The sequence below is a fragment of the Thalassolituus maritimus genome (assembly GCF_900156675.1).
In the GTDB taxonomy this organism is placed as follows: Bacteria; Pseudomonadota; Gammaproteobacteria; order Pseudomonadales; family Oceanobacteraceae; genus Thalassolituus; species Thalassolituus maritimus.
The window spans coordinates 40189-65569 of record NZ_FTOH01000012.1; the positions used below are offsets into that span (position 1 = coordinate 40189).

Annotated in this window: 29 protein-coding genes; 19 read left to right on the forward strand and 10 right to left on the reverse strand. The window is 51.0% G+C overall.

What is annotated here, in order from left to right; translation table 11 throughout:
- The first annotated feature begins 55 nt into the window (after nucleotides 1-55).
- Complete coding sequence (infA, locus tag BW941_RS15860; protein ID WP_028292799.1) at nucleotides 56-274, forward strand: translation initiation factor IF-1; 219 nt, start codon at nucleotides 56-58, stop codon at nucleotides 272-274.
- Nucleotides 275-301: 27 nt separating this feature from the next.
- Here the strand turns inward: infA and clpA are convergent, their stop codons facing one another.
- The gene (gene clpA, locus BW941_RS15865) at nucleotides 302-2560 is read right to left on the reverse strand and encodes an ATP-dependent Clp protease ATP-binding subunit ClpA (protein ID WP_076517727.1); all 2259 of its coding nucleotides are present in this window, start codon (nucleotides 2558-2560) and stop codon (nucleotides 302-304) included.
- 14 nt (nucleotides 2561-2574) lie between these two features.
- Nucleotides 2575-2925 carry an ATP-dependent Clp protease adapter ClpS gene (gene clpS, locus BW941_RS15870; protein WP_076517729.1) on the reverse strand — a complete coding sequence of 117 codons (351 nt, stop codon included), beginning with the start codon at nucleotides 2923-2925 and terminating at the stop codon, nucleotides 2575-2577.
- A 221-nt stretch (nucleotides 2926-3146) separates the two neighbouring features.
- On the opposite strand from clpS, the gene cspD reads away from it, so the two are divergent.
- Nucleotides 3147-3407 carry a cold shock domain-containing protein CspD gene (gene cspD, locus BW941_RS15875; protein ID WP_076517731.1) on the forward strand — a complete coding sequence of 87 codons (261 nt, stop codon included), beginning with the start codon at nucleotides 3147-3149 and terminating at the stop codon, nucleotides 3405-3407.
- A 66-nt stretch (nucleotides 3408-3473) separates the two neighbouring features.
- Here the strand turns inward: cspD and BW941_RS15880 are convergent, their stop codons facing one another.
- Nucleotides 3474-5702 carry an NADP-dependent isocitrate dehydrogenase gene (locus BW941_RS15880; RefSeq protein ID WP_076517733.1) on the reverse strand — a complete coding sequence of 743 codons (2229 nt, stop codon included), beginning with the start codon at nucleotides 5700-5702 and terminating at the stop codon, nucleotides 3474-3476.
- Nucleotides 5703-5917: 215 nt separating this feature from the next.
- Between BW941_RS15880 and BW941_RS15885 the strand changes: the two genes are divergently transcribed.
- The 7 genes from BW941_RS15885 (at nucleotide 5918) to dusA (ending at nucleotide 12024) form a co-directional block, all read left to right on the forward strand.
- A complete protein-coding gene (locus tag BW941_RS15885; RefSeq protein ID WP_076517735.1) occupies nucleotides 5918-6547 on the forward strand; it encodes a pseudouridine synthase in 630 nt (209 codons plus the stop codon).
- A gap of 93 nt (nucleotides 6548-6640) precedes the next feature.
- Nucleotides 6641-7093 carry an NUDIX hydrolase gene (locus BW941_RS15890; RefSeq protein ID WP_076517737.1) on the forward strand — a complete coding sequence of 151 codons (453 nt, stop codon included), beginning with the start codon at nucleotides 6641-6643 and terminating at the stop codon, nucleotides 7091-7093.
- Nucleotides 7094-8188, forward strand: a complete 1095-nt coding sequence (gene mnmA, locus BW941_RS15895) for a tRNA 2-thiouridine(34) synthase MnmA (RefSeq protein ID WP_076517739.1) — start codon at nucleotides 7094-7096, stop codon at nucleotides 8186-8188.
- Entirely contained in the window at nucleotides 8188-8811 is a 624-nt protein-coding gene (hflD, locus tag BW941_RS15900) for a high frequency lysogenization protein HflD (RefSeq protein WP_076517741.1), read from the forward strand. The genes mnmA and hflD overlap by 1 nt, the downstream gene beginning before the upstream one ends.
- Before the next feature lie 183 nt (nucleotides 8812-8994).
- On the forward strand, nucleotides 8995-9765 hold the full coding sequence (locus tag BW941_RS15905; protein ID WP_139325872.1) for a hypothetical protein: 771 nt from the start codon (nucleotides 8995-8997) through the stop codon (nucleotides 9763-9765).
- Complete coding sequence (locus BW941_RS15910) at nucleotides 9749-10081, forward strand: STAS-like domain-containing protein (RefSeq protein WP_076517743.1); 333 nt, start codon at nucleotides 9749-9751, stop codon at nucleotides 10079-10081. Before BW941_RS15905 ends, BW941_RS15910 begins: the two co-directional genes overlap by 17 nt.
- Before the next feature lie 914 nt (nucleotides 10082-10995).
- Entirely contained in the window at nucleotides 10996-12024 is a 1029-nt protein-coding gene (dusA, locus tag BW941_RS15920) for a tRNA dihydrouridine(20/20a) synthase DusA (protein WP_076517747.1), read from the forward strand.
- A 1-nt stretch (nucleotide 12025) separates the two neighbouring features.
- On the opposite strand, the gene BW941_RS15925 is transcribed toward dusA, so the two are convergent.
- Entirely contained in the window at nucleotides 12026-12346 is a 321-nt protein-coding gene (locus BW941_RS15925; protein ID WP_076517749.1) for a rhodanese-like domain-containing protein, read from the reverse strand.
- 131 nt (nucleotides 12347-12477) lie between these two features.
- Between BW941_RS15925 and tal the strand changes: the two genes are divergently transcribed.
- From tal to BW941_RS15940, 3 genes are read left to right on the forward strand one after another with little or no spacing between them, the layout of a single operon-like run.
- Nucleotides 12478-13425 carry a transaldolase gene (tal, locus tag BW941_RS15930; RefSeq protein ID WP_076517751.1) on the forward strand — a complete coding sequence of 316 codons (948 nt, stop codon included), beginning with the start codon at nucleotides 12478-12480 and terminating at the stop codon, nucleotides 13423-13425.
- On the forward strand, nucleotides 13422-13850 hold the full coding sequence (locus BW941_RS15935) for a tellurite resistance TerB family protein (protein ID WP_076517752.1): 429 nt from the start codon (nucleotides 13422-13424) through the stop codon (nucleotides 13848-13850). Before tal ends, BW941_RS15935 begins: the two co-directional genes overlap by 4 nt.
- Nucleotides 13840-14694 carry a hypothetical protein gene (locus BW941_RS15940; RefSeq protein ID WP_076517754.1) on the forward strand — a complete coding sequence of 285 codons (855 nt, stop codon included), beginning with the start codon at nucleotides 13840-13842 and terminating at the stop codon, nucleotides 14692-14694. Before BW941_RS15935 ends, BW941_RS15940 begins: the two co-directional genes overlap by 11 nt.
- A gap of 196 nt (nucleotides 14695-14890) precedes the next feature.
- Here the strand turns inward: BW941_RS15940 and sthA are convergent, their stop codons facing one another.
- The 3 genes from sthA to BW941_RS15955 all read right to left on the reverse strand — a co-directional run bounded on the left by sthA (nucleotide 14891) and on the right by BW941_RS15955 (nucleotide 17641).
- Complete coding sequence (gene sthA / locus BW941_RS15945) at nucleotides 14891-16282, reverse strand: Si-specific NAD(P)(+) transhydrogenase (RefSeq protein ID WP_076517756.1); 1392 nt, start codon at nucleotides 16280-16282, stop codon at nucleotides 14891-14893.
- Between the two features lie 66 nt (nucleotides 16283-16348).
- Nucleotides 16349-16582: a (Na+)-NQR maturation NqrM gene (gene nqrM, locus BW941_RS15950; protein ID WP_076517758.1), complete on the reverse strand. Its 234-nt coding sequence runs from the start codon at nucleotides 16580-16582 to the stop codon at nucleotides 16349-16351.
- Nucleotides 16583-16609: 27 nt separating this feature from the next.
- Complete coding sequence (locus tag BW941_RS15955; protein WP_076517841.1) at nucleotides 16610-17641, reverse strand: FAD:protein FMN transferase; 1032 nt, start codon at nucleotides 17639-17641, stop codon at nucleotides 16610-16612.
- Between the two features lie 217 nt (nucleotides 17642-17858).
- Here BW941_RS15955 and BW941_RS15960 point away from each other — a divergent pair, with 217 nt between their 5' ends.
- Nucleotides 17859-18194 (forward strand): ArsR/SmtB family transcription factor, encoded by a 336-nt coding sequence (locus BW941_RS15960; protein WP_084189078.1) that lies wholly within the window; start codon nucleotides 17859-17861, stop codon nucleotides 18192-18194.
- Between the two features lie 8 nt (nucleotides 18195-18202).
- On the opposite strand, the gene BW941_RS15965 is transcribed toward BW941_RS15960, so the two are convergent.
- Together BW941_RS15965 and BW941_RS15970 are read right to left on the reverse strand one after the other, a co-directional pair.
- Nucleotides 18203-19087: a DUF4062 domain-containing protein gene (locus BW941_RS15965; protein ID WP_076517762.1), complete on the reverse strand. Its 885-nt coding sequence runs from the start codon at nucleotides 19085-19087 to the stop codon at nucleotides 18203-18205.
- Between the two features lie 36 nt (nucleotides 19088-19123).
- The gene (locus tag BW941_RS15970; RefSeq protein ID WP_076517764.1) at nucleotides 19124-20065 is read right to left on the reverse strand and encodes an AEC family transporter; all 942 of its coding nucleotides are present in this window, start codon (nucleotides 20063-20065) and stop codon (nucleotides 19124-19126) included.
- Nucleotides 20066-20142: 77 nt separating this feature from the next.
- Here BW941_RS15970 and BW941_RS15975 point away from each other — a divergent pair, with 77 nt between their 5' ends.
- Genes BW941_RS15975 through BW941_RS15985 form a run of 3 tightly spaced genes read left to right on the forward strand, consistent with a single transcriptional unit; the run spans nucleotide 20143 to nucleotide 22177 of the window.
- Nucleotides 20143-20478, forward strand: coding sequence for a hypothetical protein (locus tag BW941_RS15975; protein WP_076517766.1), 336 nt, complete (start codon nucleotides 20143-20145; stop codon nucleotides 20476-20478).
- The gene (locus tag BW941_RS15980; RefSeq protein WP_076517768.1) at nucleotides 20478-21566 is read left to right on the forward strand and encodes a class I SAM-dependent methyltransferase; all 1089 of its coding nucleotides are present in this window, start codon (nucleotides 20478-20480) and stop codon (nucleotides 21564-21566) included. The genes BW941_RS15975 and BW941_RS15980 overlap by 1 nt, the downstream gene beginning before the upstream one ends.
- Nucleotides 21566-22177: an IMPACT family protein gene (locus BW941_RS15985; protein WP_076517770.1), complete on the forward strand. Its 612-nt coding sequence runs from the start codon at nucleotides 21566-21568 to the stop codon at nucleotides 22175-22177. The genes BW941_RS15980 and BW941_RS15985 overlap by 1 nt, the downstream gene beginning before the upstream one ends.
- Here the strand turns inward: BW941_RS15985 and BW941_RS15990 are convergent.
- Nucleotides 22163-22543 carry a hypothetical protein gene (locus tag BW941_RS15990; protein WP_076517772.1) on the reverse strand — a complete coding sequence of 127 codons (381 nt, stop codon included), beginning with the start codon at nucleotides 22541-22543 and terminating at the stop codon, nucleotides 22163-22165. The genes BW941_RS15985 and BW941_RS15990 overlap by 15 nt on opposite strands.
- A 193-nt stretch (nucleotides 22544-22736) precedes the next feature.
- Here BW941_RS15990 and BW941_RS15995 point away from each other — a divergent pair, with 193 nt between their 5' ends.
- The 3 genes from BW941_RS15995 (at nucleotide 22737) to BW941_RS16005 (ending at nucleotide 25381) form a co-directional block, all read left to right on the forward strand.
- On the forward strand, nucleotides 22737-23267 hold the full coding sequence (locus tag BW941_RS15995; RefSeq protein ID WP_076517774.1) for a hypothetical protein: 531 nt from the start codon (nucleotides 22737-22739) through the stop codon (nucleotides 23265-23267).
- A gap of 69 nt (nucleotides 23268-23336) precedes the next feature.
- A complete protein-coding gene (gene trhP, locus BW941_RS16000; protein WP_076517776.1) occupies nucleotides 23337-24716 on the forward strand; it encodes a prephenate-dependent tRNA uridine(34) hydroxylase TrhP in 1380 nt (459 codons plus the stop codon).
- Nucleotides 24713-25381 carry an RluA family pseudouridine synthase gene (locus BW941_RS16005; protein WP_084189080.1) on the forward strand — a complete coding sequence of 223 codons (669 nt, stop codon included), beginning with the start codon at nucleotides 24713-24715 and terminating at the stop codon, nucleotides 25379-25381. The genes trhP and BW941_RS16005 overlap by 4 nt, the downstream gene beginning before the upstream one ends.

Here is a 25381-nt window from a genome sequence, read left to right on the forward strand (position 1 = left end):
CGAGTGTTTTAGGGCAGAATGCGCGCGCATTGAACAAGTTTCAGACAGGTGACGAATGGCAAAAGACGATCACATTGAAATGGAAGGCGAAGTCATCGACACGCTTCCTAATACAATGTTCCGGGTTAAACTGGAAAACGGTCACGTAGTGACCGCTCATATTTCCGGCAAAATGCGTAAGAACTACATCCGTATTCTTACTGGCGACAAAGTTAAAGTGGAACTGACACCTTACGACCTCAGTAAGGGACGCATCACTTACCGCGCTCGCTGATCCTCGCCTTCGGCAATCTGCCGGCCATCAGGCCGGCATTGCCTCAGGTAATTCCAACGAAAGCTCGCCGTCGACGACGGTAATCTCAATCTCACCACCCTTCGAAAGATCACCAAACAGGATCTTCTCAGCCAGCGGTTTCTTGATCTTATCCTGAACCAAACGAGCCATTGGGCGTGCGCCCATCTTCTCGTCATAGCCGTGCTCAGCAAGCCAGCTACGGGCCTCATCATCAACGTTCAGCAGCACACCCTTGTCGTCCAGCTGACCCTGAAGTTCAGCCAGGAACTTATCGACAACATGTAGCGTGGTATCCGGCGTAAGAGGCGCGAACTGAATAACACTGTCAAGACGGTTACGAAACTCAGGTGTGAACAGCTTCTTAAGCTCCTCGGCACCATCCGTTGTATGATCCTGCTGGGTAAAGCCAATACTCGCACGACTCATCTGAGCAGCACCGGCATTGGTCGTCATAACCAGAATCACGTTGCGGAAGTCCGTCTTGCGACCGTTGTTATCCGTCAGCGTACCGTGGTCCATAACCTGAAGCAGAATATTGAACACCTCAGGGTGAGCCTTCTCGATTTCATCCAGAAGCAGAACGCAATGAGGCGTTTTATTTACCGCTTCTGTCAGTAAGCCGCCCTGGTCATAACCCACATAACCTGGAGGCGCACCAATCAGGCGAGATACTGTGTGGCGCTCCATGTACTCAGACATATCGAAGCGGACAAGCTCCATGCCCATGACAGACGCCAGCTGCTTCGTAACCTCTGTTTTACCAACACCGGTTGGGCCAGCGAAGAGGAATGAGCCGATCGGCTTTTGCGGACTGTTCAACCCGGCACGAGACATTTTAATGGCTGTTGAGAGTGTCTGAATCGCTTCATTCTGACCAAATACCACCATCTCGAGCTTATCTTCGAGACCAAAGAGCAGTTCTTTGTCAGACGCTGATACAGACTTCGGTGGAATGCGTGCTATCGCTGCCACCACCTCTTCTACTTCACCCACATTAATGGTCTTCTTACGTTTGCTTGGTGGGACCATCTGCTGTAAAGCACCTACTTCATCAATCACATCAATTGCCTTGTCGGGCATGTTGCGGTCATTGATGTAGCGATCGGCCAACTCTGCAGCGGCTTTAAGGGCTTTGTCCGTGTACTTGACCTTGTGGTGTTCCTCGAAGCGAGACTTGAGACCCTTGAGGATTTTATAAGTATCCTCAACAGACGGCTCTGCAACATCGATCTTCTGGAAACGACGGGTCAGAGCACTGTCTTTCTCGAAAATCCCACGGAATTCCGTAAATGTGGTTGAGCCTATGCAGCGCACCTCACCTGAACTCAGAAGCGGCTTCAGCAGATTGCTTGCATCCATAACGCCACCAGAGGCGGCACCAGCACCGATAATGGTGTGAATTTCATCGATAAACAGTATGCCGTGAGGTTGACGCTTCAACTCTGCCAGCAATGCTTTGAAACGTTTTTCGAAGTCACCCCGGTATTTAGTGCCAGCCAGAAGTGCGCCCATATCGAGACTGTAGACAACAGCATCGCTGATCACATCGGGTACTTCTTCGTCGACAATGCGCTTAGCCAGGCCTTCAATAATGGCCGTTTTACCGACGCCAGAGTCACCGACAAGAAGCGGATTGTTCTTACGTCGACGCGCCAGAATCTGCACAAGACGATTAACTTCAAACTCGCGTCCGATCAATGGGTCGATTTTACCCTCGCGCGCCAGGCGATTGAGGTTAGTCGCATACCCTTCAAGAGCAGACTTAGACCCTGCTTCCGCTTCTTCATCGAGATTGTCTGCCGCCTGATCAGCGCCTTCTTCCGGACCGCTGACTTTCGAAATGCCATGAGAGATGTAATTAACCACATCAATACGGGCAATATTCTGTTGTTTCAGGAAATAAACAGCCTGGCTTTCCTGCTCACTGAATATAGCGACAAGAACATTCGCGCCGGAGACTTCGGTCTTACCCGATGACTGAACGTGGAATACGGCGCGCTGCAGGACGCGCTGAAAACCCAACGTTGGTTGAGTCTCCTGCTCGCCATTAGATTCAGGAATAAGGGGCGTTGTGGAATCGACAAAGTCATCCAGATCTTTGCGAAGTTTAACAATATCGGCTCCACAAGCCTGGAGTACGGTCGAAGCCGCATCATTATCCAGAAGCGCCAACAGCAGATGTTCGACTGTCATAAATTCGTGACGCTTGGAACGAGCCTCCTTGAATGCTTCATTCAGGGTTTGCTCGAGTTCTCTATTCAGCATAAAGCCTCCTGGTTTCAGTCGTCTGCCGGGGCTATCTCACACATCAACGGATGTTGGCAGTCCTTGGAGTATTGATTCACAATTTCTGCTTTAGTTTCAGCAATGTCTTTAGTATAGACGCCACACACAGCACTGCCTTTCATGTGGACCGCGAGCATGATTTCTGTTGCCTGCTCCGGTGTCTTGCTGAAAAACTGTTGTAAAACCTCTACAACAAACTCCATTGGGGTGTAGTCATCATTCATCATCACCACACTATACATCGACGGACGCTTCAGCTCCGGCAGGGATTCCTGAAGCGCAATATTTCCGTCGTCCTCGTGATGAGGATCCTGACCACTTAAGCTTAGTTGATATTTATACATGACGCGTCGATGGGATTCTGTGTTTGCCAAATTAGTCACATGATAACGCTGTCAGGCCAACCCGACCACTCAGGCATACCACCTTAGTCGAATATGTAATTAATTAGGTCAATTAGTGTCTTGACGGGCCACAATGGGCGGCGTAGGTTTTATACGACTAGGGTATACAAGCCCTATCCACGAAAAACGCACCTATATCTGTAGTTATAAGGAGATTTGCGATGAAAACAGGGACTGTAAAGTGGTTCAATAACGCCAAAGGTTACGGTTTCATCCTAAGTGACGAAACCAACGAAGATCTGTTTGCTCATTACTCAGTCATTGATATGGACGGATACCGCACACTGAAAGCAGGTCAATCTGTCCAATTCGACATCAAACCCAGCGATAAAGGACTGCACGCGATCAATATCCGTGCCCTTGACGGTGCAGAGGCTTCGGCACCAACAGCAGCAAAGGCCGAGCAAGCAGAGCCTGCCTGAGGCGCAATCTGTTTCAGAAGCGCATAAAAAAACCGCCGGAAGGCGGTTTTTTCTTTTAACCCAGCATTACTGCTGATCAATCAGAGTATTAAGGGTCTTGCTCGGACGCATGACTTCAGTCGCCTTCTCTGGGTTTGGCCAGTAGTACCCACCGATATCTACCGATGAGCCCTGAACAGATTTCAGTTCTTCCAGGATCTGGGATTCATTGTCATTGAGAGCGCTTGCCAGCGGCTTAAAGTGCTCAGACAGCTCCACATCATCAGTCTGAGCGACCAGAGCCTCGGCCCAGAACTTCGCGAGGTAGAAATGACTACCACGGTTATCCAGACTACCCAGCTCGCGCCCTGGAGATTTCTGCTCCTGCAGAATTCGCCCTGTCGCGATATCCAATGTTTTGCCAAGTACTGCAGCCTTAGCATTGCCAGTCTTCTCTGCGAGGTGCTCCAGTGACGCAGAAAGCGCCATAAACTCGCCCAGAGAATCCCAGCGCAGGAAGTTTTCTTCAAGCAGCTGTTGAACATGCTTTGGTGCAGAGCCCCCTGCCCCTGTTTCAAACAGACCGCCGCCGTTCATCAGAGGTACGATTGAGAGCATCTTAGCGCTGGTGCCCAATTCAAGAATTGGAAAAAGGTCAGTCAGGTAGTCACGAAGCACGTTACCAGTGACTGATATCGTATCCTTGCCGTCTTTCATGCGAGCAAGCGTGAATCGAGTTGCCGCTTCCGGCGCCATGATGCTGATATCCAGTCCGTCAGTATCTGCTTCTGAAAGATACGCCTCGACCTTTTTAACCAGCTCAGCGTCATGGGAGCGATTTTCGTCAAGCCAGAATACGGCTGGAGTGGAAGTCGCACGAGCGCGGTTAACAGCAAGGTTTACCCAGTCACGAATAGGAGCATCCTTAGCCTGGCACATGCGCCAGATGTCGCCCTTGGCAACCTCGTGCTCAATTAACTGCTCGCCGGATTCGGTAATAACGCGCACTTTGCCGTCAGCTGGAATCTCAAAGGTTTTGTTATGCGAGCCGTACTCTTCTGCTTTCTGCGCCATCAGACCAACGTTAGGTACTGTGCCCATGGTGCGCGGGTCGAAAGCACCGTACTCTTTACAGAAGTCGATGGTTTCCTGATAAACACCGGCGTAACAACGATCCGGAATGACTGCAATTGTGTCATGCAGATCACCATCCGAACCCCACATCTTGCCAGATGAGCGGATCATCGCAGGCATAGACGCATCTACGATTACGTCATTTGGTACATGAAGGTTGGTGATACCCTTGTCCGAGTTGACCATCGCCAGATGCGGGCGCTCCTCGTAACAGGCTGCGATATCAGCTTCGATAGCTTCGCGCTCATCATCTGGCAGCTTAGCTATCTTCGCGTAGACGTCGCCGAGGCCGTTATTAACATCAACGCCCAGACGCTCGAAGGTTTCTGAATATTTTTCAAAAACAGGGGCAAAGAAGACTGACACCACGTGACCAAAGATGATTGGGTCTGAAACTTTCATCATGGTTGCTTTCAGGTGAACTGAGAACAGCACACCCTTCTCTTTTGCTTCCTGAATTGTCTTATCAAGGAAAGCCCGAAGAGAAGCAGCGCGCATCACAGATGCATCGATCACTTCACCATCAAGCAGCTTCAGGCCTTCTTTAAGTGGCGTTACGTTTCCTTCAGCATCGATAAACTCGATATCAACGACGTCGGCATTGGCCATTGTGAGTGACTTTTCACTGCCGTAAAAATCGCCGTCATCCATGTGTGCTACAGAGCTCTGTGAATCCGAAGACCACTCGCCCATTGCGTGAGGGTAGCTACGTGCATACTCTTTTACGGACGCTGGTGCGCGACGGTCAGAGTTACCCTCTCGCAGAACCGGGTTCACGGCACTGCCTTTTATACGGTCGTAGCGAGCCTGTACGTCACGGTCTTCGTCGGTTGCAGGATTGGACGGATAAAGAGGGACGTCAAAGCCCATGCTGCGCAGCTCTTTAATTGCTTCGCGTAGCTGCGGCAGTGATGCACTGATATTCGGTAGTTTGATAATGTTGGCTTCTGGCTGCCCTGCAAGAGTGCCCAGCTCTGCCAGTGCATCAGGGATGCGTTGTTCTTTTTGGAGAAATTCCGGAAAGTTGGCCAGAATACGGCCTGCCAGAGAAATGTCACGGGTCTCAACATCAACGCCGGCAGAGCGGGCAAACGCCTGAATGATCGGCAGAAGTGAGTGAGTTGCCAGTGCTGGCGCCTCATCGGTTTCAGTGTAAATAATCCTGGATTCGTTCGCGGACATTGTGTCTCCTGTTGCGTTACGCTATTGCTGTGTCGCATGAACCGGCTTCACTAACTTGTGGTAAGTGAAGGACTCCGATCCGGTATGGCTGCAAGCTGGTGATGCCAGATTGCATCTAAACCGATGCTGAGTAGCTTCTTAAGTGCCGCTAATTTGTAGTTTTTCTACAAAAAATGCAAGCTAGACAAAAGAATAAGTAATTTTCTTACAAAACCATGGCTCGCCTGATACTTCTTAACAAACCATTCAACGTTCTTTGTCAGTTCACTGATAAAAAAGGGCGGCCCACGCTGGCCGACTTTGTAACCACACCCGGGGTATATCCGGCCGGGCGGCTCGACTACGACTCCGAAGGCCTGGTTCTGCTTACCGATTCTGGACCACTACAAGCAAGGATAGCTGACCCTCAGCATAAGATGACAAAAACCTATTGGGTGCAGGTTGAAGGACGTCCCGATGATAGCGAAATTGATGCGCTTCGGAGTGGGGTCACGCTGAAAGATGGCCCAACCCGCCCTGCCAAAGTTGCCATTATTGAGCCACCCAACGTTTGGGAGCGAAACCCTCCGATTCGCTACAGGGAAAACGACGTTACTACCTGGCTACAAATCGAAATTTCAGAGGGGCGCAACCGGCAGGTCAGGCGCATGACGGCCCATATCGGCCACCCTACTCTTCGTTTGATTCGAGCATCTGTTGGTCCGTGGTCGCTGAGTGACATAGGCACGCCCGGCGAGTTCACGTCCGTCGAAGTTCATATGCCAAAGAACTCCGGATCTCGCCGAAAGCCAACGAAACATACCGGCAAGCCGACTCGACGCAACAGCACTCAACGTAAACGCTGAATTTCCAGTGCGGTAGCCATTCGAGCAACCGCCAAAGATGCCTCATACGAGCATTTAAGGTAAACTTCGCAGCTTGATTTTACCGGAGGCCTCATGACTGCCGAACGCTGGACACCGCACGCTACCGTAGCCACTATCGTCACCCGCGGGGACGACTTTCTCATGGTGGAGGAAATGAGCAATGGAGCGCGCGTCATCAATCAGCCAGCCGGACACATCGAGAAAGATGAAGCTGTTATTGATGCGGCCGTGCGTGAGACCCTTGAAGAAACCGGGTGGGAAGTGAAACCTACAGCCCTGCTCGGGTTTTACACCTACACAGCGCCCGCTAACGGTGTTACTTACCATCGGTATTGTCTTATTGCTGAAGCTATCCGGGAAGTACCAGACGCAGAGCTGGATGAAGGGATTATCGGCCCATCATGGATGTCTATTGAAGAACTGAGGGGCGCCACCAATCTGCGCAGCCCCATGGTACTGACCTGCGCTGAAGACTACCTCTCGCGTAAACATTATCCGTTAGACCTGATTATTGAGCATCCCTGAATGACAGACATCTCCAATACCAAAGTCATCGTCGGCATGTCTGGCGGTGTTGATTCTTCCGTCTCCGCCTACCTGCTGATTGAACAAGGCTACCAGGTGGAAGGCCTGTTCATGAAGAACTGGGACGAAGATGATGGGACGGAATACTGCACGGCCAAAGAAGATCTGGCAGACGCCCAGCAGGTCTGCGACACGCTTGGCATTAAGCTTCATCAAGCTAACTTTGCTGCAGAGTACTGGGATAACGTATTCGAACACTTCCTCCATGAATACAAGGCTGGCCGCACGCCCAATCCGGATATCCTGTGCAATCGCGAGATCAAATTCAAAGCCTTTCTTGAGTACGCAAAAGTGCTGGGCGCTGACCTTATTGCGACCGGACATTATGTGCGCCGGGGGCAGCGTGGCGACGATACGGTGTTATTAAAGGGGCTCGATGGCAACAAGGACCAGAGCTACTTCCTGCATGCCGTCGGCGGAAAAGAGATCGCCATGACCCTATTCCCTGTTGGCGAGTTGGAAAAGCCTGAGGTTCGCAGGATAGCCGAAGAGAACAACCTGGTAACGGCCTCCAAGAAAGACTCGACTGGCATTTGCTTCATCGGCGAGCGTCGTTTTAAAGACTTCCTCAAGCAGTACCTTCCTGCACAGCCTGGTCGCATAGAAACACCAGAAGGTGAAGACATTGGCCAGCACAGCGGCTTGATGTATCACACTCTCGGCCAGCGTCAGGGGCTTGGTATTGGCGGTTTGAAGAATCACCCGGACGCTCCCTGGTTTGTTGCTGGCAAGGACCTTGAGCGGAACGTATTGATTGCCGTACAGGGGAAAAACCACCCGCTGCTATTTACCGACTGGTTAACGACAACTGAGGTGTTCTGGGTGAATGCCGCTCCGGAGACACCATTGCGCTGCAAAGCAAAAGTGAGATACCGCCAGGACGATCAGGACTGTGTCATTGAAGCAAGCGGCACAGGATTTCGGGTAACGTTCGATAAACCACAGCGCGCCGTCACACCCGGTCAGTCGGTCGTGTTTTATCTTGAAGATCTGTGTCTGGGCGGAGGCATAATCGAGGCAACGGGAAACAACTGATGACGACACAACAAAAACAACAAGCAATCGCCCTTGCTGCCGTATTTCAGGCTGCGTCACTTGTAGAAGAGCTCGCCCGCACCGGCGACGTCCCCAGCGAAGCCACCCAACCTATGATCGATAGTCTTTTCGTTCAGAATCCAGACAACTTCGACAGTATTTATGGAGACCCCGCCGAAAGCCTTGGCCGGGGGTTGGAGACATTACTGACCGTCAGTGATCGTGACGCGGGTCAAGTCGGTCCGGATGTCACCCGCTACGCATTGAGCCTGCTCCACCTCGAGAGAAAGCTAAGCAAGGCACCAGGGATGCTGGACGCCCTCGGGCAAGGCATCCAGCAGGCATCCCGTCAGGCTGAGCATTTTTCGAATGCGCACCCGAATACAATTGCGGCACTCGCTGATCTGTACAAGCAGACACTCAGCCAGCTGAGCTTCAGGATTCGGGTAACAGGCAACCCAACTTACCTGCAGAATGCGGGCACAGCCGACAAGGTAAGGGCCATTCTCTTGTCTGGTATTCGCGCTGCAATTCTGTGGCGTCAGGTTGGGGGGCGACGCTGGCAACTGCTTTTCAGCCGTCGTCGTTACTCAGAAATATGTCGCGACCTCCTGACTGAGTAAAACCACCAAGCAAAAGGACTTGCATTGATTATTCATCATGAAAAACACGTACAGGAAAGGGGTAATCGCCTTTTACTTCGTTTCCCCAGTAAGCTTTGTATATACTCAAGTGATTGCAGAGAAGAGTGTTTATATCTGCTACATATTTTGAGATCTCGAGCTGTGTCCCAAGAGATAATTATCTTGGATTTCAGCTCACTTGAAGAGATATCTGCTGCCGGCGCAGTAGCCCTTTTCGCAAGAGTAACATCTGCCCAAATTTCTAGTGGTAACGATCAGCTGTTCCAAATAATTCAGCCTAAGAAGCATAATGTCAGGAAACAGTTTAGAGGAAGCGGTCTTTTCAATGCTTTGAGGCCGGGGGGACGCAGGAAGCTCGACAAGCTCTGGGATGAAAAGAGCAAGTTTCTGAGCGGTTACGACCAGGAAAAGCACCTAGACCCAACCCTTGATTTAATTGGGGATACGCTTGACGATGGCACGCCTAACCATCTAAAAGAAGCTATAAACGAGGCCATCTTAAATATACAACAACATGCGTATAGAGACCCAGCAAATGGCCTAAGCTCTGGTTTGAGGAGAAGATGGTGGCAGTACTGTTACTTGGATCGCGATTCAAATCGATTCATTTTTGTGATTTCAGACCTGGGGCAGTCTATACCATCAAGTTTTAGTCAATCACATAGGAGTCACGAGGAGCTTATAGCACATGCAATGAAAAAAGGAGTCAGCTCAACCGGTGATCCTTGGAGAGGAAAAGGATCTCAAAACATCAAAGACCCGGTTGAACTTGAAGTCTCTGACAAACTAATTGTAATAAGTGGAAATGGACTGTATGTCTATAATAGTTCTAACATAAAGGAAGAACTAGCCGGACTTAGCTACCCCTATTACGGCACTCTCATTGCTTGGAGCTTTGATCTTCTGGGAGGCAAAAATGACAATCGAAATTGATATTGCTAGGGATTTCTCTAAAAAGCCATTTGGTAGAAATGAGCTAGATGGAAAGTACAGTGGAAAAAGGTTTAGAGATGAACACTTACTACCGGCATTAACCGCCAGCGACGACGAGATCCTTACTGTAAACCTGGATGGAGTAGAGCGCGGCTTTGGCTCGAGCTTTCTAGAGGAGGCTTTTGCTGGCCTTCTGCGCCAAAACATTGGGTACGACACTCTCAAGAATCGCTTAAGAATTATGACAAGCAATCGAGATTACGAGAGTGAAATATGGGAGTACATTGACGAGCAAAACGAACGGGATAGTGCTTAAAATTGGAAACCTTAGTCGTAACATCATTACTCAATCTGATGCTCTTTTTGGGGTCAACGGCGGTTGTATTCTTTGGATGGTCTGTTATATATCGCAACGGGGGAAGGCTGGCATCCCGTGCGGAATATTTTTCCAAGATTACGAGCCTGACAAGTGACATACGCTCTTTATCACAAGAAGCCATTTATTATTGGTGTGAGGAACGTAAAGATGAGCCCGCCCCAATTCAACATCTAAAATTGACCCTTTTTATTGCCCAGATCAGGTCTATCCAGGAGAGGATGGCCTTCTGCGGGGTCGACGATAGAGAAGCAAGTCAATCCCTAGCCTGCCTCAGGAAGAGCATCACTTTAGACGCCGAAAGGCCTAATAGTATCTCTGACTCGGAGAAAAAAGATAAGGTTGCATCTATAGTAGAATCATGTAATTCACTTGTCAGCGCCTTAGAAAGACACCATGATAAACTCACGAAAATTGACAGGCATGGCATCGGTGCCCAGTAATAGCCATCTAGCCCATAGCTCCAACATAGCTGCGGAGCTTCAGTGAACTACATGTAGGCCGTTGCAGTATCACACGACCTAGCGCTAAACAACGAATGTGCCGGTTATCGGCTCTACTGAAAAGCACCACCTCAATCCGGTAAGATTCAGATTTGAATACGTTCAAGTTCAAAGCTGCGCCAAACTGTTAGCGAGCTTAACCTCAACACTTAGATGTTATTTTGTAACTTAAAACTCAAGTCCAGCCAAACCATCTTCACGTTTAATGCCGATATTAAAACCATATGCGACAATAATCTCTCTGCGCTTTGAGATCTATGCCACGTTTGTCCGCCCAAGACGGAGTTTAAAATAGCTTATGGCGCACTTTTGACGCACCGACAATACAAAAAAGACCGAGAAAACGCAAAAATGTCACAAGAAGGCACAAGTCCGAACCAGCCACAAAGCCCCGCTATCGCTGGAAAAGCCCGCAAAACCCCATCACGTCGTTTTTGCACCGCCCCAATGATGGACTGGTCTGACAAACATTGCCGCTATTTCTGGCGCCAGCTGACCAAAGATACACTGCTCTACACAGAGATGGTGACGACTGGCGCACTGATTCATGGCAATCGTGACCGTTTTCTCGAATACAACGAAATTGAACACCCGGTCGCGCTCCAGCTAGGCGGCAGCAACCCTTCAGAGCTCGCCACCTGCTCCAGGTACGCTGAGGAATGGGGCTACGATGAGGTGAACCTTAACGTGGGCTGCCCGAGCGATCGCGTTCAGAACAACATGATAGGCGCATGTCTGATGGCTCATCCGCAGCTGGTCGCGGACTGCATTAAGGCTATGCAGGACAGCACCAGTATTGATGTAACCATTAAACACCGGATCGGCATTGATGATCAGGACAGCTACGAGCACATGCGTGATTTTGTCGCCATCGTTGCTGAAACCGGATGCAAAACCTTTATCGTGCATGCAAGAAAAGCCATCCTTCAGGGGCTTTCCCCAAAAGAAAACCGGGAAGTACCCCCTCTGCGCTACGATGATGTATACCGGCTGAAGCAGGAATTTCCAGAGCTCGAGATCATCATAAACGGTGGCATAAAAACTCATGATCAGATCGCTGAGATCATGCCAAATATCGACGGGGTTATGTTGGGTCGTGAGGCTTACCAGAACCCGTCAGTATTGATTGACGCAGACGAGCTTTACTTTGGTAAACCCGCTAATACAGAGTCGGCGAAGGACGCTGTCCGGGCACTCTATCCTTACATCGAGACTCTTCTGGCGAAAGGAGCCCCACTCCATTACGTCAGTCGACACATTCTGGGGCTCTTTAATGGTCAACGAGGCGCAAGGTTATTTCGTCGCTACCTGAGCGAGCGTGCCCACCTTCGTGAGTCCGGCATTCAGGTTTTAGAGGAGGCACTGCAGCTGATTGACTGAATTACTCAGTCATCGCTGCATATTTCTCCCTGGCGTCACTCAGGCCGCCAACATTTGTGATGTTGGTGTACCCTTCAGCCTCCAGCGCCCTCTGAGCAATACCGGCGCGATTACCCGAACGACAGTAAAGATAGATAGGTGTGTCCTTATCTTCGACAAGAGAAGCGATTCTATCGGTAATCTCGCCATGAGGAACATTGGTCGCAGCATCCAGGTGACCTGAGTTGAACTCCCCTTCGCTTCTGACATCCAACCATACGGGATCGGAAGCGAAAACAAGCGCCGAAGCAAACAGCAGCACGAGTGCAGTAATTACCTTCATAACTAACTCCAATCACCTGTTTTGTATCGTCTTTTACTTTTCTCAACGTTGTTGTCAATTGACCTTAACCTTGAGTTCCTACACTCTAAGATAAGTCAGACACATTTACATTACCAGCCTGGAATATAGAAATGAGCAAACTGGAAGCGCTACGTGGAATGACCGTAGTGGTCGCCGACACAGGTGACATTGAGGCAATAAAAACTCACAAGCCGGAAGACGCCACCACAAATCCGTCGCTCATTCTGAAAGCTGCAGCGATACCTGCGTACCGCCCACTCCTCGAAAAAGCAGCGCAATGGGCGTCATCTGCAAACAATAATGACTCCATGATTGCCAACGCCTGCGACTATCTGGCCGTTGCGATCGGAAAAGAAATTCTGGGTATTATTCCCGGCCTGATCTCGACTGAGGTCGACGCTCGCCTCTCTTTCGATACAGAAGCAACCATTGCCAAGGCAAAGAAACTTATTTCTATGTACGAGGCCGAAGGCGTTCCGCGCGAACGCGTTCTGATCAAAATAGCCTCTACATGGGAAGGCATTCAGGCAGCCCGTAAGCTTGAAGCGGAAGGCATTCCCTGCAACCTCACACTGCTGTTTAATTTTCACCAGGCAATTGCTTGTGCTGAAGCGGGTGCAACGCTGATTTCACCCTTTGTTGGCCGCATCCTCGACTGGCACAAATCTAAGCTCCCCGATGCTGATTTTTCCGGCGACAATGATCCTGGCGTTCAGTCGGTCGCCAGAATCTACCGCTATTACAAAACCTACGGGCACAAGACCGTCGTCATGGGGGCCAGCTTCCGTAACATCGGCGAAATTGAAGCCCTGGCAGGCTGTGACAAGCTAACAATCAGTCCTGACCTGTTAGCAGAGCTGGCATCTGACGCGACGCCCTTGGTTCGCCGTCTTGAGCCACAGCTGAGCAGCGCAGACGAGGAAATCAAGGTCGACGAGGCAACATTCCGTTGGGCCATGAATGAAGACGCCATGGCTACTGAAAAATTGGCTGACGGTATTCGTCGCTTTGCTGCAGACCAGCAATTACTAGAGCAACAACTGACAGAACTTCTATGATTCGCAAGTTTTTCGAAAAACTCACCGGTGAGCAGTATGTGCCCGAGCCTCAGGACTCGGCTATCGCTGCCGCGGTTCTTATGACAGAAATCATTCGTGCTGATCATGATGTGGACGACACAGAAAAAGACGCGATGCGAGCCGCCCTTAAGAGCCTGATTCCCGAACGGGACGTCGAAGCGTTACTTACAGAGGCTTTTGATACGGTCGACGTTTCAAATGATTTACAGCGTTTCACATCTGCGATTCACGATCAGTGGGAAGTGGAGCAAAAGATGGAGCTTCTGGTCTCGCTATGGAGAATCGCCTACGCCGACAACGACCTGGATAAATACGAGGAACATATGATTCGCAGAATTGCCGATCTTTTGTATATTCCTCATTCCGATTTTATCAAGGCAAAGATTACCGCACGTGATCACTGAACTGAAGACGTGCTTTGACGACCTCAAAGCACGCCTTTCTGAATTGAACAGACACATCGAATCAGAACGCCCACACCACTTCTACCCCTTGCGTGATACCGAGCAGGCGATAAACCCCGACCCAATCCATTGGGCAAACGACCATCTCGCTGATCTCTGGTATATGTCCCATGAGCAGGACGGAAGAACAACGCGCAGCCGCCATGGGCTTATTCTCGCAAGCCCGGAAACCCAGTTGCTAATCAAAGAGGTAAATGACTGCAAAGAGGCTTTTGCACGGGTATCGAGAACACTCCGGGGCACCTCTGAAGCGAATCTGAAGAGCGCCCTCACTGCGCTCGATGCGCGCGGCTCGTCATTTCGGAATCTCATCGGCAACGCAAGCGGACTTCGGCGCATTCACCTGAAACAATGCACAAGAACCCTTCCTCTCCTGAATGAGTATCCGGTGAGCTGCCGTTTTACCTGGTATGCCCATGGTCGGAGTATCAAGCGCATTTCAGTCAAAGAAGCCGAGCAGGCTTTGCTGGATATAGGTGAAGAGAAAGCACATATACAAGCTCAGCTAAAAATACTTGGCAATCTCCCCCCAAGCTCAAAACTTGCCCAGGTCCAGACACTTGCACCGACAGTCAGAGCCAACGTTGTATTTCAGAGCGGGCGAAAATCGCTTAACTGTCCCGTGCCGATTTTTGTTGCTACCGACAATCCGCATAGTGAGCTACCGAAGATAAAGGACGTTCCTCTGATGCCGCCCGAGGGGCGTAGCAGGAAAAGTAGAGAAGATAATCTGATCAGCGAGGCACCGATTCTGCCCAGCTTGAGAGTTCATACCTACGAATAAGTCCCGCAAGGATTAAGCCCCGCAAGGAAGAGGAAGAGGAAGAGGAAGAGGAAGAGGAAGAGGAAGAGGAAGAGGAAGAGGAAGAGGAAGAGGAAGAGGAAGAGGAAGAGGAAGAGGCAGCGCAAGGTGCAAGTTTCGAAAGACTGAGTACCAAAAGAGTTAGCTGACTCCGCTTAGCAGAGCCAGCCTTGTCGCATCAGAGCCTGTTCAGGCCATTGAGCGCTGCAACCCGGTAAGCTTCTGCCATTGTCGGGTAGTTGAACGTCGTATTGACGAAGTAGCGAAGAGTATTCCCCTCACCCTTCTGATTCATAATGGCCTGGCCGATGTGCACAATCTCAGCTGCCTGGTCACCAAAGCAATGAATACCTAAGAGCTCCAGCGTCTGACGATGGAACAGTATCTTGAGCATGCCCACACCTTCGCCAGTAATCTGTGCACGAGCGATGTTCTTAAAGAAGGCCTGCCCGACCTCGTACGGAATCTTCTCTTCCGTCAGCTGCCGCTCGTTCTTACCGACCGACGAAATCTCGGGAATCGTATAAATGCCCGTAGGTACTTCATCGACAAAACGGAACTCCTCTGGCGACGAAATAATTGCCGCCGCTGCCCGGCCCTGATCATAGGCTGCAGATGCAAGTGCCGGCCAGCCAATCACATCACCAATAGCATACACATGAGGCACTGCCGTACGGTATTCACCATCGACATCAACCTGACCTCGGCTATTCGTTTCAAGTCCGACGTTCTCAAGGCCGAGACCGCCTGTATTACCTGAACGACCTGCAGCCCAAAGGAAAGCATCCGCCTTCACTTTTTTACCAGAAACCATAGTCATAGTGACATGGCGCTCATTGGCCTCGACCGATGAAAATTGCTCGCTGTGACGAATCAGCGCACCCTTGTCCCGTAGGTGGTAACTGAGTGCATCCGAGATTTCATCATCGAGGAAGTTCAGCAGTCGATCACCTGGGTGAATCAGGTCAACCTTAACGCCCAGCCCAGAAAAAATGGAGGCGTACTCACACCCGATAACACCGGCGCCGTAGATAATGATCGTACGGGGAGTATGTTCAAGATTAAGAATGGTATCCGAGTCGTAAATGCGCGGATGGTTGAAATCAATACTTTTAGGGCGCCACGGACTTGATCCGGTCGCAATAACGAATTCATCCGCCGTCAGTCGGGTATTGGCCTGCACGCCCTGCATAACGTCCAGCGTGTGTTCATCAACAAACTGTGCTTTGCCTGTGTACACGCTTACACGATTTCGACCGTAAAATTCAGTACGCAGCTTGACCTGTTTGGCAATAACCTTTTCAGCGCTTTTCAATACTTGAGGGAATGAGAACCAGCGCGGTTCCCCGATCTCTCTGAACATAGGATTGGTATTGAATTGAATAATCTGCTTAACCGCATGACGGAGGGCTTTGGATGGAATCGTCCCCCAGTGGGTACAGTTACCACCAACCATCTTCTTGTCTTCTACGACAGCGACTTTCTTGCCCTTTTTGGCTGCATTCATCGCAGCCCCTTCACCCGCAGGACCTGCACCTATAATGACGACGTCGTAATGGTATTCCGCCATGAATCTGAAACTCCGTTATAGCAATCAGTTATGTCTATTGTAGGCAATAATCAATGAACTGCTGGATTAGCGCTTAGTCGCATCATAAAAATCGGCATCATCGGATGCCTTGGCTGCCTCTTTGCTCTCTTTTTCGCAACGCGACTTATCGCCACCACAGACATCACAGGCCTGTTCCATGCCGATAGCGCTCATGCCGCCGCACGAACCTGATATAGGTTTACGCCCCATAATCACACCAATAGCCATAGCAGCAACAATGGTGAGCATAACACCGAAGGCAACAAGAATTGTCGACATAATCAAACTCCAGAATGATATGGCTGATCAGTGGCCCGCAGAGCCAAACATCCGCTCAAATGCTGATGAAGAGGCTTCTTTGAAACCATCGCCATCACGAATAATAAAATAAGCCGGCAGGTCATTCGCTTCCGCCAGCGCCATGGCAGCCTCAGGCCCAGCCACGTTGAGTGCTGTAGCCCAGGCGTCTGCCAGAGAACAGGTTGGAAGAATCACACTGACCGACGCCAAAGCGTGACGAATCGGATAACCCGTCAGTGGATCAATTGTGTGAGAGTACCGTTGACCATTCTCTTCAAAATAGTTCCGGTAATCTCCCGATGTAGCGACCGCGTGATTTCCGGGTGCGATGATTCTCTGGGCTGAGTGACCGACTTCCATTACGGGCCGCTCAATTGCGATACGCCAGTCACCCGAGGGCTTGGCACCTCGGATACGGACCTCTCCACCGATTTCAACAAGATAGTCGCTTATCTCCATGGCTTCCAGAAGGAGGCCTATGTCATCAACAGCCCAGCCTTTAGCAACCGCAGACAGATCGATGTACAGCGGCACGTCCATCAGAATCTCGTTTTTCTCCTTATCGAGAGCAAGCTTATTCATACCTGTCATCTCAAGAAGCTGATCTACCTCTGCCTGGCTTGGTACACCCTCTCGCTCTTCTGGCCCGAACCCCCACAGATTCACCAAAGGCCCTACAGTTACATCAAGACGCCCCATACTGTATCGGTTGATGTAGCTGGCATCCTGAAGCACCGACATTAATTCGGGGCTTACTTGCACGGGCTTTCCCGCCAGCGTCTCAGAATTGGAATTCAGGCGCGACAGTTCAGAGTTCTTTTCATACGTAGAGAAGACTGAAATCAAGTGGGCGAGCCTGTCCTCAACCTGCTCGTGTACCTCTGTCGGTGTCGCCTCGCCACCAAACCAACTGATGTGATACTGCGAACCCATAGTAAACCCAGAAATACGGCGTAGCTCTGGTTGAGGTTCAGAGCAGGAAGCAAGGAAGACAACACTCAACAGGAGTACAAAGACAGTCTGGAGGTTCTTATTCATTGAAACAAAAGCCTTTTTCATAATTGCACGAAGTATACAGAGTGACTGTAACTTCCACCACGATGGGGAGTTGCTTTTCCGTCTTATAGCCAAAAGCATGGGAAGAATTACGAAATAGAATGACAAAATAACTTAACGGTTATATTTCAGATGCAAACCATACGATATAATGAGACTGAGAATTACTTTTGAAACGATACATCGAGTACCGGACACCATGTCGAACAATGCAGAATCTATGTCAGACGAAATGCTTGAGCTGATTGCACAGCGATTCAGGCTCCTGTCTGACCCTATGCGGCTGAAAATACTTCACCAACTACAGAGCGGCGAAAAGTCTGTCACTGAGCTGGTAGAGAACACCGGCGCATCCCAGCCTAATGTCTCCAAACACCTGTCGACTCTACGCACTCACGGCCTTGTGAAACGTCGCCAGGAAGGCAATATGGCATTTTTCAGTATTGCTGCGCCTTTCATTTTCGATGTATGCAACACAGTATGCGACAGCATGAAGAGCGAGTGGGAGCAGCGATCAAGCCTGCTAGGTAGCTGAATCGCTCATTATGACGGGAGCGACCAGATCGTGCGCGCTCCCTGCCTCACATGCTCGACGTACTCTTCTGATGACCAACCATCCAGTACCCGCCTGAATTGATTCCGCTCGATACGAACACCATCCACTGCATGACTTCCGGGGTTATCCGACAGCAATCTCGCCTTAACCTCAGCAGTCAAAACCTGCTCCATATGCGTTCTGAGACGATCTTCACTGGCACCGAGACGCAACAACGGCAGAACGCTTCTCCAGATTCTGTCTGTCTTCATGGGTAGCTTAACCAACTGGCGAGCAAGATTCCCTCCACGATACACGTTAGCCTGAGCAATCAACTCAATGTCTTTCCGTGGTGGCGTGCCGAGTGGCGCAACTTTCGTTGGAAACGAGCGTTCTGCCATCCTGATACGATCACTGTCGTCGGCGATGTGCGCGAGCGCTTTGACATCGCGCTCCCAGTTCTTCAGGAGGGTTTTCACATGGACGCTTAACTCATCCAGCAAATGCCAGATTTTACCTGACACCTGGCTTCGCACTTGCTGACGCAATTCTTGCAACCTCACGTCACTGGTGCCACTGCCATCCATGCCCGTCTGCATAAGGTAGTAAACAGGCTTGTGCAACGACTGCGCATAAACCAGCTCACGATGCTGAAAACTAATGCCGGTGGGCGTCGTTGGGCCGTAGTTTTCACCCAACAGCAAAAGAAAAGCATCCGCCTGCGCAATCTGCTTTTTTACCAATTCCCAGTCATACTGAGCGTAGCGTGCATCCCAGACAAGTCCTGCGCCCACAGCGCCAGCCAGGGCGACTTGTCGATCGACCTCGAATCGCGCTGCAACATCATCTGGCAGACTGGAGACGTAGACTAGGAGATATTCTTTGCTCGGCATTTCCGTACGAAAGATAGGGTTCTGTTAAGCTGGCAACTATAACAGCCCAGACAGATTCAGAACATAGATAATCGTCGTCACCGTCACGCCTGACCCGAGCGTGGATAGAGCGATCACATCCGCCGTCAGGCGGCTATCAGCATTCATACTCTTAGCCATAACAAACGCTGCAGCTGCCGTAGGAGAGGCAAACATAAGAGCAGCAACCCCCAACGCCGCCCCAGTTATCCCGATATAAACTGCGGAAATAATAATTAATACAGGCAATACAACCAGCTTAAGAGCAACGGCCGACCAGACTACTGAGTCGGCAAGCAATGCTCGATTGATTGTCAGTGATGCACCAATTCCTATGAGAGCCAGAGGGAGTGTTAATCCAGCGAGAATATCGCCTGTCTGAAGAAGCACTTGAGGCAATTCCAGCCCCAGACTGCGGACGACACCCGCCAGCGCAATGGCAATAATCAAAGGATTTCGAGCCGTCGTCATCAGCTGCTGCCCCCAGGAAATATTCTTATCCCCGGAGGCAAGCACCCAGACAGAGAGAAGATTGTAGACTGGTGTAACCACCGCTAATACAAGTGCGCCCAGTATCGCGCCCTCTTCCGGGTATGCATTCAGGCAGAGTGCGAGCCCGACAATCCCCAGGTTCGACCGGAATGCCCCCTGAACAAATGCTCCGTGACGTCGCGGCGAAACGCGAAGCACCTTAGACACAGCAAAAACAAACGCAAATGCAGCGAGCGAAGCACTCAAAGAAAACCACACCAGCGGCAGGTGCTGAGAAACCGCCATATCAGCGGTCACAATCGCCAGAAACATAAGCACCGGCAAAGACACATTGAACACAAGTCGCGACGAGGTCGATACGAAAGCATCATCGATATGCTGCTTATGCCGGAGGTAAACACCCAGTACGACAAGCAGTACGACGGGCACAGTAATGGAGAGAGTCTGGATAAGCAGTGAGATATACATGGCGCGCAGTATACACCCGATGAAAACAGCATGTGAGTCAGGTAAAATGCTCTTTCACTTTTCCTGAAGCAGTCACCATGACCCGTAAAAAGAAAACCCGCTCGCTATCGCGCATCCATCAGGTAAAAACCGGAAGCATCAAAAAGCTGAAGCGAGAGGCTGGCACCGATCGTCAAAGCGGCAAGCGCACCAGCAAAAAGAATAAGTCTGTCTTCGAGAAGTTCCTTGAATCGAATCCAGAAGCCAAAAAGCAACTGAAAGCCGACCAGGAAGCAGTAGCACGCAAGAAGGGAGCTACTCAGCGTGTGGACTCGCAAAAAGACCGTGAACACAAGCGTGAAGAAACCAAAGAAAGAGATCCAGACCTGCTCAGCCTGCTGGATAGCAATAAACGCGACGAAGACCTGTACTGATGCCCCACTGGCCTAAAGCCGACCTGAACCTTCGGTGCTACCCCGATGTGCCTGCCAACGTCAGCATGCCGTGGGATGCTGCTGATGAATTCCTGATTAATGAGGCCGACCAGCCAGTCAGCCTCATATTGAATGATCGCTACGGCGCTCTGTCCTGCGCGTTCCCCGAGGCTCAGTTATGGCATGACAGTTTCTGTGCCCAGGTAGCCACACAACAGAACCGCAGCGAAAACGGACTGCCAGAAGCAAAGTTCCTGAGCCAGCCCGACCTGTCTGATGCCTTCGTTCAGGCCAGCTCAGATGGCGACAACTCAATCGTTCTGATCCGCATTCCCAAGCAAAAAGAGCAGCTATCAGAACAGCTTCACTATCTGTCGAAGATCTCTTCTGATGCCACGATTCTTCTTGCCGGAATGGCGAAGCACATCCCGATACCACTATTAAACTGGCTTGAGGAGCATGCTGGCCACTACGAACAGCTGCCAGTAGTCCGCAAAGCCAGGCTAATAAAAATACGGGGGTTAGCCGGATTCAGAGACCTGCTACCATCCACCCGCAGCTATGAAATCAACGGCTTTTCCCTGTCAGCACCGGCCGGGGTCTTCTGCGGTGACAGGCCAGATCCAGGAGCGCGCGCGCTGCTGAAGCACCTGCCCGCCAACCAGACCGGAGTCATCTGCGATCTGGGGTGTGGCAACGGCATTCTCTCAGTACACCTTGCCAGCAACAATCCGGAAGCGATCATTATAGGTACCGACGATTCTCAGCTGGCAACCCTCGCAGCCAGAGAAAACCTCAGGGCCAACTCTCTGAAGGGTGATATACGTCAGGGCAACATTTTGTCGTCGGTTGAAGAAACCCTGGATACGGTTATCTGCAACCCGCCATTTCACGATGGCCACAAGCAGCTGACCTCCATCGCAGAAAGCATGTTTCATGAAAGCTTTCATCAACTGCGCAGCGGTGGTGAACTGCTCGTTGTCGCCAATCGCCATCTGCCTTACACCAAAGTGCTGAAGCGGCTATTCAGAAATGTGGAGCTGATTTCCGATGATAAGCGTTTCAATATTTATCGCTGCGTTCGTTGATGCCCGTCTTTCCGCTCACCAGTTTCACTTACGAAACAGAAGTCAAAAACAGTCGATTTATCGCTGAGGTGCTGCCAGTGACAGACCCTGAAGCGATCAGATTGCGCCAGCAAATGCTGAAAGGTGCCCATCCTAAAGCCAATCACGTGTGTTACGGCTTTCGCGTGATGAATGCTGAAGGCCAGGTTTCCGAAGGATTCAGTGACGATGGTGAGCCCGGCGGAACCAGCGGTCCGCCAATACTGAGAGTGATGCAACACCATAACCTGATTAATTGTGCGATTCTGATTACTCGATACTTTGGTGGTATAAAGCTGGGAATGGGCGGTCTTCAGCGTGCGTACAGTAGCTCTGCGTCCGATGCCATCATAAACAGCCAGCAGGATAACTGGGTTGAATGGCGTCCCGTCAAATCACTTTGCCTTAAGTGCGATTTCAGAAATGAGGCGCAAGCCCGCTACATTGCGGGCGAAGCAGGCGCCAGCATCGATAAAGAAGAGTACTCTGCGACTGGCGTCAGCCTGACGCTATCAGTTACAGAAGATCAGGAAGCCTCCCTACGGAGTCACCCGGATGCAAGGTTGTTCGAAATCGCGTCAGGCGCGTCTTAGAATTTCTGGAATCTCGCATGGCTCGCGGACGGGATGAATATTGATATTACCAACGCCTGCACCAGCCAGACGATTGTAGATATCGCATGGAGAAGCATCAAAACGCAGGCACAGTACCGATTTATCCGCGCATATACGTCTCACCGAATGAACGCGACAGACGCCAAGGCTTTCCGGGCGGACTTTCTGTACATCGTTAGAGGCACGCAATTGCATCTCGAATTCACGAAACCGGCCACTCTCATCCCGCAATTCTGCGAGTTCACGCTGACTGATTATGCTCTCAAATCCCATTGGGGTGAGCTGATTAATATCGACTGATAGTTGCGTGCCGGTGACATCTACCAGTGTAAGCTCAGTATTCATAGGCCTTGCCGCTTCACTGTACACACTTTAGACAATAGACAACCTTGAGATTTATGCAAAGTCAAGACTACATGGCATGCCACTTTGTAAAACGAGAACTGTCGTACATGCTTCACCATGACCTTGTGATCAAACTCTCATTACTACTTTTTCTGTACAATAACCTCCTACCAATAATCACGGAGCTTAATCAGTGCCATCCGATACCCACCTCAGTCCGATTGCCCGCAGTGCCTGGTGTCTCGCGCTTATCGACAGCTGCATTCCCCATCTGACCCTTGAAGAGAGCGAGACGGCTTCAAACTTTGATCACTGGAAAAAAGCAATATCAAAACTCAGGGCTTTCATCTGTGGTGAGCTGAAGTCAGAGTCGAACCTTGAGCGGTTCTACAACGCATTTTCTGACTGGGAAGCCACCTTCGAGAATGCTGACTCCCTTAATGGGCGCATCTCTGCTTTGGTGTTTTCTGCGACCCACACAGCGTTTGCGGCTCTGTTTGATGAAGACTCGGATGACACCTCGCTCATACGAGGCAACATTAACGATTTGCATCAGGAGCTTGAAGCTCTCGGCGGCGATGGTGAAGGACTGGCCGACTATTGGAAGGAGCTGGACGACGAATGGACATCAGCCCTGAGCAATGTAAAGCAAAGACCCATCTCTGGCGCCATTCTGCGCTCGCTCACAGACGTTGACACCTCGCCTTTTGGCTTGTCCTCCTGATCCGTCGCAGCTGCCAGAAATACTAAATTATGCTAGTCTCCGCGCTCGAATTTGCGCGGAGGCTACACCATGACCTTTACCCCAGAACTGCTATCGCCCGCTGGTACGCTGAGCAACATGAAATACGCGTTTGCCTACGGTGCTGACGCGGTATACGCCGGCCAGCCAAGATACAGCCTTCGCGTTCGCAATAACGACTTCAACATGCAGAATCTTGCCACCGGGATCGAGTACGCTCACAACCTTGGCAAGCAGTTCTATGTAGCGAGCAATATTGCACCACACAACTCAAAGATCGCGACCTATATGCGTGATATTGAGCCTGTCATTGAGATGAAGCCAGACGCGCTGATCATGTCCGATCCAGGCCTGATTATGATGGTCAAAGACAAATGGCCGGATCAGGTGATCCACCTGTCTGTTCAGGCAAACGTCGTCAACTGGGCCAGCGTTGAATTCTGGCGTCGCCAGGGCGTCAGCCGCATTATTCTGTCGCGCGAGCTGTCGCTTGAAGAAATTGCTGAAATCCGCGAAAAGTGCCCGGAGATGGAGATCGAAGTCTTTGTTCACGGCGCACTCTGCATTGCTTATTCGGGCCGCTGCCTGCTCTCTGGCTATATGAACCACCGCGATCCGAATCAGGGCACCTGCACCAACGCCTGTCGCTGGAAGTACGACGCCCACGAAGCGGAAGAAACCGCACAAGGGGATGTTGTCCCTAAGGGCGTGAACGAATTCGACCCAACTCTCGGGCGCGGTGCGACCTCGGATAAGATTTTCCTGCTTCAGGAAGGCAACCGCCCGAACGAATACATGCCAGCATTCGAAGACGAACACGGCACCTACATCATGAATTCCAAGGACCTGCGGGCCATCCAGCATATTCAGAAGCTGGTGGAGCTGGGCGTGCATTCGCTGAAGATCGAAGGCCGCACCAAGTCACACTACTACGTTGCCCGCACCGCACAGGCGTATCGCAAAGCGATTGATGACGCTGTGGCAGGCAGAAGCTTCGACAAAGGGCTGATGGATACACTGGAGAACATGTCGAACCGTGGCTACACCGAAGGTTTCTTCCGCCGTCATGTGCATGACGAGTATCAGAACTACGAACGCGGCAACTCAGCCTCCGTGCATCAGCAGTTTGTTGGCCAGGTCACTGATATTCGCAATGGTCGCTTAACTATTGAAGTAAAAAACCGCTTTCAGAATGGTGACACCGTCGAACTTATGACTATCGCGGGCAATGTGACCTACACCCTCAAAGACATCCGTGACACGGGAGGCAATCCGCGCGACGACGCGCCTGGCTCAGGTTTTATCGTGACCATTCCTGCTGACGGACTTGAGCACCTACCCATGGAACGCGCCATGTTGATCCGCAACCTCCCGGATGCTCCTGACCAGAACGCAGTGATCGCTGCAGAAGAGAGTCAGGCCAGGCCATGAGCGAAGGGCGACATACTTCGAGACGGGACACCAGCCACATTCCAAACGATGGACTGATCCCCCCGCTCTACATCGACGACGACATCATTGTCGTCAATAAACCCGCGGGTCTCTTGAGTGTGCCGGGGCGCTACCTGAAAGATTCGTGCGTCAGCCGCTTAGAAGAGCGCTACGGCGAGATACTGGTGATTCACAGGCTGGATCAGGACACCTCGGGCATCCTCGTATTTGCCCGTGATAAAAAAGCCCTCAACACCGTGCAGCGCCAGTTCGAAGCGCAGACCACGCGCAAAGTCTACGAAGCGGTGGTTACGGGTGAAATATCCGGAAATCAGGGCTGCATCAACCTGCCCATTATTGTCGACTGGCCAAACCGCCCATTGCAGATGATCAGCCACACCGACGGGCGCTATGCCCTGACGCGCTGGAAGAAGCTCTCTGTCGAAAATGGAAATACTCGCGTAGCACTGTTTCCGAAGACCGGACGCTCCCACCAGTTGCGCCTGCATATGCAGCAGATCGGCCATCCGATTGTTGGCGATACACTCTATGCAGGAAAGTCGGCTGAAGCAGAGCCTCGCCTGTGTCTGCATGCCAAAGAACTGGATTTTGATCACCCGACGACAGGTGAGCGAATGGAATTCAGGTTGGAACCAGACTTCTAA

Coding starts and splice junctions, on each gene's coding strand:
- hflD (WP_076517741.1), top strand. CDS start 8,188: ATGACGACACAACAAAAACAACAAGCAATCGCCCTTGCTGCCGTATTT.
- BW941_RS15985 (WP_076517770.1), top strand. CDS start 21,566: ATGCCCGTCTTTCCGCTCACCAGTTTCACTTACGAAACAGAAGTCAAA.
- mnmA (WP_076517739.1), top strand. CDS start 7,094: ATGACAGACATCTCCAATACCAAAGTCATCGTCGGCATGTCTGGCGGT.
- clpA (WP_076517727.1), bottom strand. CDS start 2,560: ATGCTGAATAGAGAACTCGAGCAAACCCTGAATGAAGCATTCAAGGAG.
- BW941_RS15960 (WP_084189078.1), top strand. CDS start 17,859: ATGTCGAACAATGCAGAATCTATGTCAGACGAAATGCTTGAGCTGATT.
- BW941_RS15910 (WP_076517743.1), top strand. CDS start 9,749: ATGACAATCGAAATTGATATTGCTAGGGATTTCTCTAAAAAGCCATTT.
- cspD (WP_076517731.1), top strand. CDS start 3,147: ATGAAAACAGGGACTGTAAAGTGGTTCAATAACGCCAAAGGTTACGGT.
- BW941_RS15965 (WP_076517762.1), bottom strand. CDS start 19,087: ATGCCGAGCAAAGAATATCTCCTAGTCTACGTCTCCAGTCTGCCAGAT.
- tal (WP_076517751.1), top strand. CDS start 12,478: ATGAGCAAACTGGAAGCGCTACGTGGAATGACCGTAGTGGTCGCCGAC.
- BW941_RS15925 (WP_076517749.1), bottom strand. CDS start 12,346: ATGAAGGTAATTACTGCACTCGTGCTGCTGTTTGCTTCGGCGCTTGTT.
- BW941_RS15990 (WP_076517772.1), bottom strand. CDS start 22,543: ATGAATACTGAGCTTACACTGGTAGATGTCACCGGCACGCAACTATCA.
- dusA (WP_076517747.1), top strand. CDS start 10,996: ATGTCACAAGAAGGCACAAGTCCGAACCAGCCACAAAGCCCCGCTATC.
- infA (WP_028292799.1), top strand. CDS start 56: ATGGCAAAAGACGATCACATTGAAATGGAAGGCGAAGTCATCGACACG.
- sthA (WP_076517756.1), bottom strand. CDS start 16,282: ATGGCGGAATACCATTACGACGTCGTCATTATAGGTGCAGGTCCTGCG.
- nqrM (WP_076517758.1), bottom strand. CDS start 16,582: ATGTCGACAATTCTTGTTGCCTTCGGTGTTATGCTCACCATTGTTGCT.
- BW941_RS15880 (WP_076517733.1), bottom strand. CDS start 5,702: ATGTCCGCGAACGAATCCAGGATTATTTACACTGAAACCGATGAGGCG.
- BW941_RS15970 (WP_076517764.1), bottom strand. CDS start 20,065: ATGTATATCTCACTGCTTATCCAGACTCTCTCCATTACTGTGCCCGTC.
- BW941_RS15980 (WP_076517768.1), top strand. CDS start 20,478: ATGCCCCACTGGCCTAAAGCCGACCTGAACCTTCGGTGCTACCCCGAT.
- BW941_RS15975 (WP_076517766.1), top strand. CDS start 20,143: ATGACCCGTAAAAAGAAAACCCGCTCGCTATCGCGCATCCATCAGGTA.
- trhP (WP_076517776.1), top strand. CDS start 23,337: ATGACCTTTACCCCAGAACTGCTATCGCCCGCTGGTACGCTGAGCAAC.
- BW941_RS15890 (WP_076517737.1), top strand. CDS start 6,641: ATGACTGCCGAACGCTGGACACCGCACGCTACCGTAGCCACTATCGTC.
- BW941_RS16005 (WP_084189080.1), top strand. CDS start 24,713: ATGAGCGAAGGGCGACATACTTCGAGACGGGACACCAGCCACATTCCA.
- BW941_RS15955 (WP_076517841.1), bottom strand. CDS start 17,641: ATGAATAAGAACCTCCAGACTGTCTTTGTACTCCTGTTGAGTGTTGTC.
- clpS (WP_076517729.1), bottom strand. CDS start 2,925: ATGTATAAATATCAACTAAGCTTAAGTGGTCAGGATCCTCATCACGAG.
- BW941_RS15935 (WP_076517752.1), top strand. CDS start 13,422: ATGATTCGCAAGTTTTTCGAAAAACTCACCGGTGAGCAGTATGTGCCC.
- BW941_RS15885 (WP_076517735.1), top strand. CDS start 5,918: ATGGCTCGCCTGATACTTCTTAACAAACCATTCAACGTTCTTTGTCAG.